The following is a 13,667-nucleotide window of genomic DNA, read 5'->3' on the forward strand; positions in this document are numbered from 1 at the left end:
CCACCGGCCTCGCGGCCCTGGTCAGGCCTGCGGCCGTCCCGTGGCCACCGCGTAGAAGGCGACGGCCGCCGCCGCGCCCACGTTGAGGGAGTCGACTCCGTGGGCCATCGGGATGCGGACCCATTCGTCGGCGGCGACCAGGGCCTGGGTGGTGAGGCCGTCGCCCTCGGCGCCGAGCATCAGGGCGACCCGGTCCATCTTGTGCGGGGCGGCCTCGTCGAGGGTCTTCGCCTTGGCGTCCGGGGTGAGGGCGAGGAGGGTGAAGCCGGCCTCGCGGACCGAGTCCAGGCCCTTGGGCCAGGTGTCGAGACGGGCGTAGGGCACGGAGAAGACCGCGCCCATGGAGACCTTGACGCTACGGCGGTACAGCGGGTCGGCGCAGTCCGGCGAGAGCAGGACCGCGTCCATGCCGAGGGCCGCCGCCGAGCGGAAGATCGCACCGATGTTGGTGTGGTCGTTGACCGACTCCATGACCACCACGCGGCGGGCGGTCTGGAGCAGTTCGGCCGCCGTGGGCAGGGGTTTGCGCTGCATGGAGGCGAGCGCGCCGCGGTGCACGTGGTAGCCGGTGACCTGTTCGGCGAGTTCGGGACTCACGGCGTAGACGGGGGCGGGCAGTTCGTCGATGACGTCCCGCATGACGTCGACCCACTTGGCGGAGAGCAGCATGGAGCGCATCTCGTAGCCCGCGTCCTTGGCCCGGCGGATGACCTTCTCGCCTTCGGCGATGAACAGGCCCTCGGCGGGTTCGCGTTTGCGGCGCAGTTCCACGTCGGTCAGGCCCGTGTAGTCGTGGAGGCGCGGGTCGTCGGGGTCCTCGACGGTGATGAGATCGGCCACAGGGTGATACTGCCTTGTCCTGGGAGCGGTGCCAACGGCTGGGAACGAGTTGTGTTACCCCGGGTTACGCCAACGGCTTCGGCCCTACGGCGACGACCTCGCCCACCACGATGACGGCCGGGGGCTTCACGTCCTCGGCGACGACCACCTCGGCGACCGTCGCCAGGGTCGCGTCGACCCGGCGCTGGGCGGCCGTCGTGCCCTCCTGAACCAGCGCGACCGGGGTCTCGGGCGACTTGCCGTGGGCCATCAGGGTCTCGGCGATACGGCCGATCTTGTCGACGCCCATCAGGATCACCAGGGTGCCGGTGAGCCGGGCGAGCGCGGGCCAGTCGATCAGGGAGCGCTCGTCGTCGGGGGCGACATGGCCGCTGACCACGGTGAACTCGTGGGCGACCCCGCGGTGGGTGACCGGGATGCCGGCCGCGCCCGGGACCGAGATCGAGCTGGAGATGCCGGGCACGACGGTGCAGGGGATGCCGGCCTCGGCGAGGGCGTGCAACTCCTCCATGCCCCGGCCGAAGACATAGGGGTCGCCGCCCTTGAGCCGTACGACCGACCTGCCCTGCTTGGCGTGCTCGATCAGGGCGTTGTTGATGGCCTCCTGGGCCATGAAACGGCCGTAGGGGATCTTCGCCGCGTCGATCACCTCGACGTGCGGGGGGAGTTCGGCGAGGAGGTCCCGGGGGCCGAGCCGGTCGGCGATCACGACGTCGGCCTCGGCGAGGAGGCGGCGGCCGCGGACCGTGATGAGGTCCGGGTCGCCGGGCCCGCCGCCGACGAGGGCGACGCCCGGGGTGCGGGTGCGGTAGTGGGGGGCGACGAGGGTGCCGTCGCGCAGGCCCTCGACCACGGCGTCCCGGACGGCCGCGGTGTGCCGGGGGTCGCGGCCCTTGGCGTTCGTGGTGAGCACGGCGACCGTGACGCCCTCGCTGTGGCCGGTCGCCGGGGTCCAGGCGGTGGCGGCGTCGGCGTCGTCGGAACGGACGCACCAGACGCGGTGCCGCTCCCCCTCTGCGGAGGCACGGGCGTTCGCCTCGGGGTCGCTGGTGGCGATCAGGGCGTACCAGGCGTCCTCCAGGTCGCCTTCCCGGTACGGCCGTCGTTCCCAGGTGATCTCGCCCGTGTCCGCCATCGCCTCCACGGAGGGGGTCGCCGCCGGGGACACGAGGAGGACGTCCGCGCCGGCCGCCATCAGGGCCGGGAGGCGGCGCTGGGCCACCTGGCCGCCGCCGAGGACGACGACCTTGCGGCCGGTGAGGCGGAGGCCTACGGGGTAGGCGGGGTGTTCGGCCATGAGGTGCGGCTCCTCGTCCTGGCAAGGCGATGGGTGCTACGGCGCTGGAGCAGCCCTGACGTGCGGATTTTAAGAGGTGGGTTCAGCGTACGGCCGGGGTGGGGTGCACGCAGTGACGCGTACCCCACCCCGGTTCCGGAGCTACTTCTCGGTGACCCCCGCCGAGTCGAACGTCGCCACCTCGTGCATGGCCCGGGCCGTGCTCTGGACCAGCGGCAGGGCCAGGAGCGCGCCCGTGCCCTCGCCGAGGCGCAGGTCGAGGTCGACCAGAGGGCGCAGGCCGAGCTTGTTCAGGGCGGCGACATGACCGGGTTCCGCGCTGCGGTGGCCCGCGATGCAGGCCGCGAGGACCTCCGGGGCGATGGCACGGGCGACCAGGGCGGCGGCGCCGGCGCTGACGCCGTCGAGGATGACCGGGGTGCGAAGCGAGGCGCCGCCGAGCAGCAGGCCGACCATCGCCGCGTGCTCGAAGCCGCCGATGGCCGCGAGGACGCCGATCGGGTCGGCGGGGTCCGGCTGGTGGACCTCGATCGCGCGCCGCACGACCTCGGTCTTGCGGGCCAGCGTCTCGTCGTTGATGCCGGTGCCGCGGCCGGTGACCTCGGCGGGGTCGGTGCCGGTGAAGACGGAGATCAGGGCGGCGGACGCGGTGGTGTTCGCGATGCCCATCTCACCGGTGAGCAGGGCCTTGTTGCCGGCGGCGACCAGGTCGCGGGCCGTCTCGATGCCCACCTCGATGGCCTGCTTGGCCTCCTCGCGGGTCATCGCGGGGCCGGTGGTCATGTCGGACGTGCCGGCCCGGATCTTGCGGGGCAACAGACCGGGCGTGGCCGGGAGTTCGGCCGCGACACCGACGTCCACGACACAGACCTCGGCGCCCACCTGGCCGGCGAAGGCGTTGCAGACCGCGCCGCCGCCGAGGAAGTTGGCGACCATCTGGGCCGTCACCTCCTGCGGCCAGGGGGTGACGCCCTGGGCGTGCACACCGTGGTCGCCGGCGAAGATCGCGACGGCCGCGGGCTCCGGGATCGGCGGCGGGCACTGCCGGGAGAGCCCGGACAGCTGCGCCGAGATGATCTCCAGCATGCCGAGGGCGCCGGCCGGCTTGGTCATCCGCTTCTGCCGTTCCCAGGCCTCGCCGAGCGCCTTGGCGTCCAGCGGGCGGATCTGCGCGACGGTCTCGCCCAGCAGGTCGTGCGGCTCCTCACCGGGCAGGGCGCGGCGGCCGTACGTCTCCTCGTGCACGACCCAGGACAGCGGGCGGCGCTTGGACCAGCCGGCCTGCATCAGCTCGGGCTCGTCCGGGAACTCGTCGACGTACCCGACGCACAGGTAGGCGATGACCTCCAGGTGCTCCGGCAGGCCGAGGGCACGGACCATCTCGCGCTCGTCGAAGAAGCTGACCCAGCCGACCCCGAGGCCCTCGGCGCGAGCGGCGAGCCAGAGGTTCTCGACGGCGAGGGCGGCGGAGTACGGGGCCATCTGCGGCTGGGTGTGCCGGCCGAGGGTGTGGCGGCCGCCGCGGGTGGGGTCGGCGGTGACGACGATGTTCACCGGGGTGTCGAGGATCGCCTCGATCTTCAGTTCCTTGAACTGCTTGGCCCGGCCCTTGGGCAGCGACCTGGCGTACGCGTCGCGCTGGCGCTGGGCCAGTTCGTGCATCGCGCCGCGCGTCTCGGCGGAGCGGATGACGACGAAGTCCCAGGGCTGCGAGTGGCCCACGGAGGGCGCGGTGTGGGCGGCCTCCAGGACGCGGAGCAGCACCTCGTGCGGGATCGGGTCGCTGCGGAAGCCGTTGCGGATGTCCCGGCGCTCCCGCATGACCTTGAGCACGGCCTCGCGCTCGGCGTCGTCGTAGGCGGGCGCGGCGGGACCCGTGGACTGGCGTGCTTCTGCCACGGGGGCCGTGCTCACTTCCGGTGCTTCCTGGTCCTCCTGATCGGCCGCCCTGGTGTCCAGGTCGTCCGCCTGCTGTACGAGTCCGGCGTCGCCGTCCGCCTCCCGCGGGCCCGGGACCACGGCCTGCTCCTCGGGGAGCGTCAGGGGGTGGGGCGGGGTCGGCGCGAGGTGCGGGGTGGTGGGCACCGAACCGTCCACCGCCACGAACTCGCCGAGCGGCTGGCCCGGGTGGGGCTCCATGGGCACCGCGCTGGGCAGCACTCCGGGGGTCTCCGCGCTGCCGGGCACCGCGAACTGACCCTGCGCGTCGGCGACATCGGCCAGGAGCGGCTGGGCGGCGGGCTGCGGGCCCTGCGGGGCGCTTTCCGGGACCACGGTCGGCTCCGGGGCGTCATAGTGGCTTGCGTGAGCGGGCTGGGGGAGCGGCTCGGGCAGTGCCTCCGCGAAGGACGGTTCCTCGGCGGGAGGAGCGGCCTCGACGGGTGCCGCGGGCTCCGTCGGCTGAGCGGTGGGCTCGGTCTCCGTGGGGTCCGGGAGGGGGACGGTCTCGGAGACGGCCGGGGTGGTTGCGGGTGCCGTGTCTTCGACGTCCTCGGCAGCGAGCGAGGATTCCGGCGCGGTCGCCTCGGGTGCGGTGAGGGCTTCCTCAGCGAGCGGGGCGGTTACGGGCTCCTGGGGGGCGTCGGCTTCCGGGGCCTGGGCCTGGGGCATTTCCGGGGCCGCTTCCTGGACGACGTCCGCTTCCGTGGCCGCGGTCACTTCGTGGGCGATCTCGGCGACCGGAGGAACAGTCGGCTCCTCCACAGCAGCCGCTTCCGGAACGACGGCTTCCGCGACAGCGTCGGCTTCCTCGGCGGCGCCGACCTCTTCCGGCACCTCGACAGCCTCCGCGGCAACGGCGGCCTCGGCGGCCTCCGCGGCAACGGCGGCCTCCGGCAGGGCGTCGACCGCCGGAGCAGCCTCGGCCACCGGGGCAGCCTCGGACTCCGGTGCGGCAGCCTGCGGGGCCGCCTCCGGCTCCGCCGCCGCGGTCTCCCCGTCCACCGCGACGGACGGGAGCTCGGGTGCGGGTTCGGCGACCTCGCCCACCTGCGCGGCCTCGCCCACCTCCGCACCCTCGACCACCGGCTCGGCACCCGGGACCTGCTCCTGCGCGGGCACGGGTCCGTCGACCGCGGCCAGGTCGGTGCCGGGGACGTCCTGATCCCCGGGCGCCTGCCCGGCGTCGGCGGCATCGCCCTCCACCGCCGGAACCGCCTCGGGCAGATCGCCGTCACCCGGCAGCTGCCCCGGGTCCGACTCCTCGGCCACGACCGGAGCCGCCTCGGCGCTCACGGCCTGCTCCCCGTCCGGGCCGAGGTCGGCCACCGCGCCCGTCTCCGGGCCCGGCAGCGGCTCGGGGGCCGCCTCGTGCGCGGCCTCCGGAACGGCCACGGGAGCCTGCTCCTGGGGCGCGTACCCGACGGCGCCCGCCTCGGACGTCAGCCGGGCCACGGCCGCCTGCGCCGCACCCACCGGCTCCGCGACAGGAGCCGGCGCCGGAATAACCGTTTCGGCAGCCGGGGCCACCGCGCTCACCGGCGTCTGGACGGCGGTCGGCGCGCCCCACGGGACCGCGCCCTGCGGCTGGGGGGCGTCGAAGTACTCGGGACCGGCCGTGACCGGCTGCCGTACCGGCGCGCCGGCGGGGCCGCGGTCGGCGAGGGAACGGACCGGGCTCGCGGAGGAGTCGGGGATCGGCGGGCCGAGGTGCAGCGGCCGACGGGGGGTGATGGGCGGGATCGGCACCTTGGGCGCCTGCGGCTGGGGGGTGCGGACGGCGCTGAGGTCGTGCGCCCCGCTGTCGCGGCCGGCCATCTCGTGCGGTCCCGGTTCGTGGAGGGTCTCGACGACCGGCTCCGGCGCGGGCGGGGCGACCTCGTTGCCCCAGGGGCTCTGGGCGCCCGGCAGCAGCAACAGGTCTTCGTCCTCGGCGGGGGTCTCGGAGAGGTAGGTGTACGCACCCGGGACGCCCGGCTGTTCCACCATGCCTGCGTTCTCCGGCAGTCCCTCGCCCGGAACCTGGCCGGTGTCGGTCATGCGTACCCCTCGCCCATCGGTTAGTGCTTCTACGACCAGCTCACCGGGGACGGCGCACCGACCGCCCCCGCAGTGAAGAACGAGCGTGCGTGCCCAGCGGCACGAACGGCCCGCCGAGAAAGACGACAAAGCCATTAACTGGCATTGTCCCGGCCGTTCCCCCGTCGCGACAGCTTGATCCGCGACGACCCGCTGTGGACTGCGCCACGTTGCGCGTCCTCCGGTTGTGCCGTACCGCACCCACCCCAAAACGGGCGCGCTTTCCGGACATTGACGAACGAATGCCGGGCAGCTTGCTGCGGTACAACGGTCGGCCAGCCTACCGCGCGCAGTACGACAACAGGATCACGGGGACGGCGAACCGGGTCAGACCGTACGGTCCGGAAGGACCCCGCTGAGCAGGAACGCGACGCTCCGCTCCGTCTCCGTCCAGGCCCTGGTGTCGAGTTCGACGGACTGGAGGAGGGCGCACTCGACGCGGTAGCCGTGTTCGGTGAGGTCCCGGCCGACGAGTTCGGCCTCGTCGCGGGTGGCCGCGTGGGCGACGATCCGCTGCGGTCGGCGGTCGGCGACCGCGGAGACCACGGCCACTCCCCCGCCGCCGACGCGGACTACGTCCGGTTCGGGGAGGTTCTCCAGGACGTGCGGGGCGGTGCCGGCGACGATCTGGACCTGGAGTCCGAAGGCCCGGGCGTTGGCCTCGGTGCGTTCGCAGGCCCTGAGGTCGCGGTCGACGGCGATGACGGCGGCCCCGGCCCGGGCGGCCTCGGTGGCGAAGGCGCCGCTGCCGCAGCCGATGTCCCACACCAGGTCGCCGACGCGCGGTCCGAGCCGGGTGAGTTGGGCCGCGCGGAGCGGTTCCAGTTCGCCTTCGCCCATGAGGCCGCCGTAGGACTCGGCGGGCAGCGTCCAGCCGCGCGGTGCGGCGGCCGGGTCACGGCCGGCGATCCAGCCGCCGTCCGGCGTCACGGGGGCGGTGCCGCCGATGACGATGACGATGTTCGGGTCGCGCCAGGTGTGGTCGGCGGCCTTGTCGGAGGTGACGACGGTGACCTGTTCGCGGTCGGTGCCGAGCTCCTCGCAGATGACGAAGGTGCGGTGGACGCCCTCCATCAGCAGGCCGAGCTCGGCGGGGCCGGCTCCGGGTGAGGTGAGGACGGCGACCTTGGTGTGGGCGCGGCACACGTTCACCGCGCGTCGCAGGGTGCGGCGGTGGGCGACGACCACCTGGGCGTCGTCCCAGGGCATCCCGGCGCGGGCGAAGGCGGCGGCGACCGAGGAGACACCGGGGACGACCTCGACCTCCAGGCCGAACTCGGGTGCGCGCAGGGTCCGTACGACGCCGAAGAAGCCGGGGTCGCCGTCGGCGAGCACGACCGCGGTGCCGCGGTGGCCGGTGATGCGGCGGGCCGCGAGGGCGACGCTGCCGAGACGGATGCGTTCGGCGGTGGGCGGCACCTCGGGAAGTGCCAGGTGGTGGGCGGCGCCCGCCACGAGGGTGGCCGCGCCGAGGGCGGAGCGTGCCGCGGCGGTCAGCGGCGAGCCGTCCCAGCCGATCACCGTGACCCGGTCGGCCATCGTGTCTCAGTCTCCAGGAATATGCGCAGTGGTTCGTCGGGAGGTTACCCCGTCGGACGGGGAAGCGCTTTCGCCGAACTCGGTCAGTTCCAGTCCGAGTAGGGCGTGAAGCCGTCCGCGTCGGCCAACTGCTCGCCCGCGCCGTCGAGGTCCTCGGGCAGCAGGCTCCACACGATGAAGTCGGTGCGGACGTCGCTCCAGGTGCCGTCCTCGGCGCGGACGTGCGCTATGCAGGCGCCGCGCAGGACGCCCTCGCTGATACAGCCGATCTTCTGGGCGACCTGCTGGGAGGCGGTGTTGTCGGCCGCCGTGCGCAGCTCGATGCGCTCGAACTTCTGGTCGGTGAACAGCCACTGGGCGGTGGCCAGCGCCGCCTCGGAGGCGTAGCCCTCGCCGCGGGCCCAGGGGGCGATGATGTACGACAGCTCGGTGGAGCGGACGTGCCAGTCGGTCTTGGCGAGCTGGACGATGCCGACCAGGCGCTGGGTGAGGAACTCGGTGACGGCGAGGTCGAGTCCGCGGCCGGACTCCCGTTCGGAGGGCGCGTACCGGGTGATCCAGCCGCGCGCCTGCTCCTCGGAGTAGGGCTGCGGGACGTCGGTCCAGGCCCCGACCTGCTCGTCGTTCATCATCTCGGCCAGCGCGGGCACGTCGTCCTCGTCGAGGGGGCGCAGCACCAACCGCTCCGTGCTGATGGAGATGTTGGGGAAGGTGCCTGTCATGCGCCGCTCCGTAACCGTGGGGAACCTCAGGGCTTGCCTCAGTGCCTGCCTCAGTGCCTGCTGAACTGCCCAGCATGCAGCATGAAAGCACCGCACCGCATCACGGGGTCCACACATGGTGAGCGAGTGGACCCCGTGCGTGGCGATACGTCGTATACGCGCCGGGCGGCCCTGCGGCGGTCAGAAGGACGCGATGACCGAACCGGCGTACTTGTCCTGGATGAACTTCTTGACCTCGGGCGAGGTGAGCAGCTTGGCGAGCTTCTTCACGCGCGGGTCGTCCTGGTTGCCCTCCTTCACCGCGAGGAAGTTGCCGTAGGGGTTGTTCTTCGCGGACTCCAGGACCAGGGCGTCCTTGGCGGGCTTGAGGTCGGCCTCGATGGCGTAGTTGCCGTTGACGACCGCGGCGTCCACGTCGTCGAGGGAGCGCGGGGTCTGGGCCGCCTCCAGCTCCTTGAACTTGAGGTTCTTCGGGTTCTTGGTGATGTCGGAGGGGGTCGCCTCGTTGCCCACGCCGTCCTTGAGGGTGATCAGGCCGTTCGCGGCGAGCAGCTTGAGGGCACGGGCCTCGTTCACGCTGTCGTTCGGGACGGCGATCGTGGCGCCGCTCTTGAGGGCGTCGGCGCTCTTGACCTTGTGGGAGTAGAGGCCGAGCGGCTCCAGGTGGACCGTGACGACGGGCGCGATGTGGGTGCCGCGCTTCTTGTTGAAGTCGTCGAGGTACGGCTGGTTCTGGAAGTAGTTGGCGTCGACCGAGCCGTCCTCGGTGGCCGTGTTGGGGGTCACGTAGTCCGTGAACTCCTTGACCTCCAGGTCGAGGCCCGCCTTCTTCGCCAGGTTCTCCTTGACGTAGTTCAGGATCTCGGCGTGCGGGGTGGGGCTCGCGGCGACGACGAGGGGGCCGCTGGTGTCCGAGGCGGAGCCAGAGTCGGACGAACCGCAGGCGCTGAGCCCGAGGGTGAGGGCTCCGGCGGCGAGCGCGGCAGTGGTGAACTTTACGGTGTTACGCACGAAAAGTGCCTTTCCTTTTGGGTACAGCGATCCCGTGATGGGGTGCACGGGACGAACAGGGGGTGGCTCAGACGGTCTTGGTGTCCGCCGTGGCCGCCTTCAACAGCCGCAGCTTGGGCGCCGGTCCGGAGCGTCCGCCGCGGCGGTGCAGCGAGCGGGCCGCGTAGTCGCCGGCGAACTGGATGAGCGAGATGACGACGGCGAGGATCGCGACCGTGATCCACATGAGCTGGGTCTCGAAACGCTGGTAGCCGTAGCGGATGGCGATGTCGCCGAGGCCGCCGGCGCCGACCGTGCCGGCCATCGCGGAGTAGCCGATCAGCGCGACGATCGTGGTGGTGGTGCTGGCGATCAGCGAGGGCAGCGCCTCCGGGACGAGGACCTTGCGGACGATGGTCCAGGTGTTGCCGCCCATCGACTGCACGGCCTCGACCAGTCCGCCGTCCACTTCGCGGACCGCCGTCTCGACGAGGCGCGCGAAGAACGGGATGGCGCCGATGGCGAGCGGCACGATCGCGGCCTCGCGGCCGATGGTCGTGCCGGTGATCGAGCGGGTGAAGCCCATGAGCGCGACCATCAGGATGATGAAGGGCATCGAGCGGGCGACGTTCACGACCTGCCCGATGACCTTGTTCGCGACGACGTTCTGGAGGAGTCCGCCCCGGTCGGTGAGGACGAGGAGCACACCGAGCGGAAGGCCGCCCACGACGGCGATGACCGTGGACCAGCCGACCATGTAGAGGGTGTCCCAACACGCCTGCTCCAGCAGGGGCTGCATCTCGGACCAGGTCACTTGGCACCTTCCTTCACCAGCTGGGACTCACCGACGACGTCGATCTGGAGGCCCTTTTCGCGCAGGAAGCCGACCGGTACGACGTTGTCCTCGTAGCGGCCGGGCAGTTCGATGCGCATCCGGCCGACCTGGAGGCCGCCGACGGTGTCGATGGCCGCGCCGAGGATCGAGATGTCGATGTTGTAGGTGCGGGACAGCTGGGAGATGACGGGCTGGGTGGCCGCCTCGCCCTGGAAGGTGACGTCGAGGACGGTACGGTCCTCGCCGGTCGCCTCGCCGCCGACGGGGAAGAGCGCGGAGGCGAGTTCGGAGCCGGGGGTGGCGAGCAGTTCGCTCACCGTCCCGGACTCGACGATGCGTCCGTTCTCCATCAGGGCGGCCGAGTCGCAGATCGACTTCACGACGTCCATCTCGTGGGTGATGAGCAGCACGGTGAGCCCGAGCTGCCGGTTCAGGTCGCGCAGCAGCTGGAGGATCGAGCGGGTGGTCTCCGGGTCGAGCGCGCTGGTCGCCTCGTCGGACAGCAGCACCTTGGGGTCGCCGGCGAGGGCGCGGGCGATGCCGACGCGCTGCTTCTGGCCGCCGGAGAGCTGGGCGGGGTAGGCCTTGGCCTTGTCGGCGAGCCCGACCAGGTCCAGCAGTTCGAGTGCCTTGCGGGAACGCTCCTTGCCGGAGGTGCCGAGGATCTCGAGCGGCAGCTCGACGTTGTCCTGGACGGTCCGGGTGGAGAGCAGGTTGAAGTGCTGGAAGACCATGCCGATCCGGCTGCGCGCCTGCCGCAGTTCCCGGCCGGCCCGAGGTCCGCGCCCGGCGAGGGCGGTGAGGTCCTGTCCGGCGACGGTCACGGTGCCGGCGGTGGGGCGCTCCAGCAGGTTGACGCAGCGGATGAGCGAGGACTTGCCGGCGCCGGACTGGCCGATGACGCCGTACACCTCGCCTTCGCGGACATGGAGGTCGACGCCGTCCAGGGCGGTGACCTCACGGCCGCGCGAGCGGTAGACCTTCGTGAGGCCTGATGTCGTGATCACTGGGTTTCCATCACTGTCGAGTACCGCAGGGCGTGGGTGTGCCCTGGTACGGGAGGAAGTCGTGCGCGGGCACAGGGGTCACGTACGGGATGTTCACGGCGTACGGACGTGCCGGGGCGGCTCGCTTCGGGGCGCGAGGCTCACAGGGGTGGTGCGGGGGCCCTCTAACAGGCGCGCATTCGACACATACAACGAGCACCGGGCGTCAGGGTCGCCTCGGTCGCAAGGGTGCGGCAGCTCGTCGTGGTCATGCGATCAGTAAAGCAGAAGTACGGTCCTGACAAAGCGCCGCTGTCCACATGCTGGACAGCGGCGGACAGGTCAGCGGCGCGGGGCGATCTCCACTCCGCCGGACGTCACCAGCGCGGACAGGGCCGACAGGTCCTCGACCACGAGATCGGCGTCCAGTTCGTGGGACGCGTGGGTTGTGGTCAACGCCACGGTGGTCATTCCGGCGGCGCGCCCTGCCCGCAGTCCGGCGGGGGCGTCCTCGAAGACGACACAGCGGGCCGGGTCCACGCCGAGTTCCCTGGCGGCGAGCAGGTAGGGCTCGGGGTCGGGCTTGCCACGGGTGACGTCGTCGGCGGCGATCAGCGTCTTGGGGAGGATGCCGACGGCTTCGAGACGGGCCTCGGCGAGTCGTCGGGTGGCGGAGGTGACGACGGCCCAGCGGTGCGCGGGCAGCGAGTCGAGGAGGTCCCTGGTCCCGGGGAGCAGATGGACACCCCCGTTCGGCACGTCCTCCACCTCCAGCTGCTCGATCCGGGCCAGAGCCTGCGGCACCACGTCGGCGGGAAGCAGTTCGGCGGCTATCTCGACGGCCGGGCGCCCGTGCAGTTCGACCCGGGCGAAGGCCTCGGGGGTGATGCCGAACTCCTCGGCCCAGCGCGTCCAGCAGCGGTGGACGGATTCGAGGGAGGAGACGAGGGTTCCGTCGTTGTCGAACAGAAGGGCTTCGGCATGGATCTTCATGGCTTCGACCCTACGGTGCCGGGCGGGGGCGGCCGCATCAGGTCTTTTGGGCCGTAATAGGCTCGCCGCATGTTTGATGCCCTGACGCTGGTGACCGGCGTTGCCGCGCTGCTGCTGGCCGCCTGGTGCGGCTGGGCCGCGTACCGGGACCAGCCGACCAAGGACTGGCATTTCATCGGGATGGCCGCGGTGTCGGTGCTGGCGCTGGTCCAGCTGGTGATCGGGATCGTGCAGCTCGCGCGGGGCGAGAAGCCGGAGCAGGGTACGACGATCTTCGTCGCCTATCTGCTGGGGGCGTTCGCGTGTGTGCCGGCGGCCGGGTTCATGTCGCTCGCGGAGCGGACGCGGTGGGGGTCGGTGACGGTTGCCGCCGGCGGGGTGGTGCTGGCCGTTCTGGAGGTGCGGCTCTATGACATCTGGGGAGGCTGAGGTGAGTCGGCGACGGCGCTTGGCCAGCGGGCCGGGGACGCTTCTCGTGTGGCTGTACGGCGTGATGGTCGTGGGAGCGGTGTCGAGGTCGGCGTACCAGATCTCCACCGAGTTCGACCGGGCGCCGCTGGCGTATTCGCTGTCCGCGGTGGCAGGTGTCGTGTACGGGTTCATCACGTACACGCTGGTGCGGGGCGGAGAGACGGCTCGCAAGGTGGCGCTCGCGTGCTGCATCGCGGAGCTGGTGGGTGTACTGACCGTCGGCACGTGGACGTTGATCGAGCCGTCCGCGTTTCCTGATGCGACCGTGTGGTCGGACTTCGGGATGGGGTATCTGTTCATCCCCGTGCTGCTGCCGCTGTCCGCCATCTACTGGTTGCGGAAGGGTGCGCCCAAGGGGGATGCCGCCTGAGGTTTGTCGGGCGGCACCCTGTCCGTTGTGGCTGGTCGCGCCCACGCGGCGGAGCCGCAAATCGACACAGCCCCGCGCCCCTAAAAGATCATGCGGTGGCCGCGTATGTTCCTGCGGGCTTCTCCAGGACGATCATCGGGACTCCGTCCTCGCCCTCCGACGTGCCCACCGTCTGGTAGCCGACCTTGCGGTAGAGGCGGAGGTTGCCCTCGCTGCGGTGGCCGGTGTGGAGGCGGAAGCTGGTGGCGCCCCGCTGCTCGGCCAGGGCCGACTCGGCCGCGCGCAGGAGACGGGCACCGATGCCGTGGCCCTGGAGGCGGGGGTGGACGCAGAGTTTGCCGATGGCGGCCGAGCCGTCCTCGGTGACACGGCCGCGGACCGAGCCGACCACCTCGTCGCCCAGGCGGGCCACGAAGACGCAGTCCGAAGCCACCTCCGCGCGGACCGAGTCCAGGGTCTGGACGAGCGGGTCGATGCGGTAGTTGCCGTACAGCGCCGCCTCACTCTGGAAGCACAGGTACTGCAGCCTGAAGATCTGCTCCGCGTCCTGCTCGGCCGCCGCAGAGATGGTCACGCTCATGCCCATGTGCGCACGCCTCCCGCTCAC

Annotated in this window: 12 protein-coding genes; 2 read left to right on the top strand and 10 right to left on the bottom strand. The window is 71.9% G+C overall.

Going from position 1 to position 13,667, the window contains the following annotated elements; genetic code table 11:
• Positions 1–21: 21 nt before the first annotated feature.
• From AQJ54_RS26645 to AQJ54_RS26685, 9 genes are all read right to left on the bottom strand, one after another.
• On the bottom strand, positions 22–840 hold the full coding sequence (locus tag AQJ54_RS26645; protein ID WP_062028312.1) for a TrmH family RNA methyltransferase: 819 nt from the start codon (positions 838–840) through the stop codon (positions 22–24).
• A 64-nt stretch (positions 841–904) separates the two neighbouring features.
• Complete coding sequence (gene cobA, locus AQJ54_RS26650; protein ID WP_062241532.1) at positions 905–2,137, bottom strand: uroporphyrinogen-III C-methyltransferase; 1,233 nt, start codon at positions 2,135–2,137, stop codon at positions 905–907.
• 141 nt (positions 2,138–2,278) lie between these two features.
• Entirely contained in the window at positions 2,279–6,115 is a 3,837-nt protein-coding gene (gene cobT / locus AQJ54_RS26655; protein ID WP_062241534.1) for a nicotinate-nucleotide--dimethylbenzimidazole phosphoribosyltransferase, read from the bottom strand.
• A gap of 366 nt (positions 6,116–6,481) precedes the next feature.
• The gene (gene cbiE, locus AQJ54_RS26660; RefSeq protein WP_062241537.1) at positions 6,482–7,693 is read right to left on the bottom strand and encodes a precorrin-6y C5,15-methyltransferase (decarboxylating) subunit CbiE; all 1,212 of its coding nucleotides are present in this window, start codon (positions 7,691–7,693) and stop codon (positions 6,482–6,484) included.
• An 83-nt stretch (positions 7,694–7,776) separates the two neighbouring features.
• Positions 7,777–8,415 carry a GNAT family N-acetyltransferase gene (locus AQJ54_RS26665; protein ID WP_062241539.1) on the bottom strand — a complete coding sequence of 213 codons (639 nt, stop codon included), beginning with the start codon at positions 8,413–8,415 and terminating at the stop codon, positions 7,777–7,779.
• Positions 8,416–8,595: 180 nt separating this feature from the next.
• Positions 8,596–9,426 carry a MetQ/NlpA family ABC transporter substrate-binding protein gene (locus AQJ54_RS26670; RefSeq protein WP_062241541.1) on the bottom strand — a complete coding sequence of 277 codons (831 nt, stop codon included), beginning with the start codon at positions 9,424–9,426 and terminating at the stop codon, positions 8,596–8,598.
• A 67-nt stretch (positions 9,427–9,493) separates the two neighbouring features.
• Positions 9,494–10,219 (bottom strand): methionine ABC transporter permease, encoded by a 726-nt coding sequence (locus AQJ54_RS26675; RefSeq protein WP_062241543.1) that lies wholly within the window; start codon positions 10,217–10,219, stop codon positions 9,494–9,496.
• The gene (locus AQJ54_RS26680) at positions 10,216–11,247 is read right to left on the bottom strand and encodes a methionine ABC transporter ATP-binding protein (RefSeq protein ID WP_062241546.1); all 1,032 of its coding nucleotides are present in this window, start codon (positions 11,245–11,247) and stop codon (positions 10,216–10,218) included. Before AQJ54_RS26680 ends, AQJ54_RS26675 begins: the two co-directional genes overlap by 4 nt.
• Positions 11,248–11,568: 321 nt before the next feature.
• Positions 11,569–12,219, bottom strand: a complete 651-nt coding sequence (locus AQJ54_RS26685; protein ID WP_062241548.1) for an HAD family hydrolase — start codon at positions 12,217–12,219, stop codon at positions 11,569–11,571.
• A 69-nt stretch (positions 12,220–12,288) separates the two neighbouring features.
• On the opposite strand from AQJ54_RS26685, the gene AQJ54_RS26690 reads away from it, so the two are divergent.
• Together AQJ54_RS26690 and AQJ54_RS26695 are read left to right on the top strand one after the other, a co-directional pair.
• The gene (locus tag AQJ54_RS26690) at positions 12,289–12,648 is read left to right on the top strand and encodes a hypothetical protein (RefSeq protein WP_030321366.1); all 360 of its coding nucleotides are present in this window, start codon (positions 12,289–12,291) and stop codon (positions 12,646–12,648) included.
• Positions 12,629–13,060 (top strand): hypothetical protein, encoded by a 432-nt coding sequence (locus AQJ54_RS26695; protein ID WP_062241550.1) that lies wholly within the window; start codon positions 12,629–12,631, stop codon positions 13,058–13,060. The genes AQJ54_RS26690 and AQJ54_RS26695 overlap by 20 nt, the downstream gene beginning before the upstream one ends.
• 88 nt (positions 13,061–13,148) lie before the next feature.
• Here the strand turns inward: AQJ54_RS26695 and AQJ54_RS26700 are convergent, their stop codons facing one another.
• Positions 13,149–13,646: a GNAT family N-acetyltransferase gene (locus AQJ54_RS26700; protein WP_020138022.1), complete on the bottom strand. Its 498-nt coding sequence runs from the start codon at positions 13,644–13,646 to the stop codon at positions 13,149–13,151.
• Positions 13,647–13,667: the final 21 nt, after the last annotated feature.

The sequence above is a fragment of the Streptomyces griseorubiginosus genome (assembly GCF_001514195.1).
GTDB lineage: Bacteria > Actinomycetota > Actinomycetes > Streptomycetales > Streptomycetaceae > Streptomyces > Streptomyces griseorubiginosus.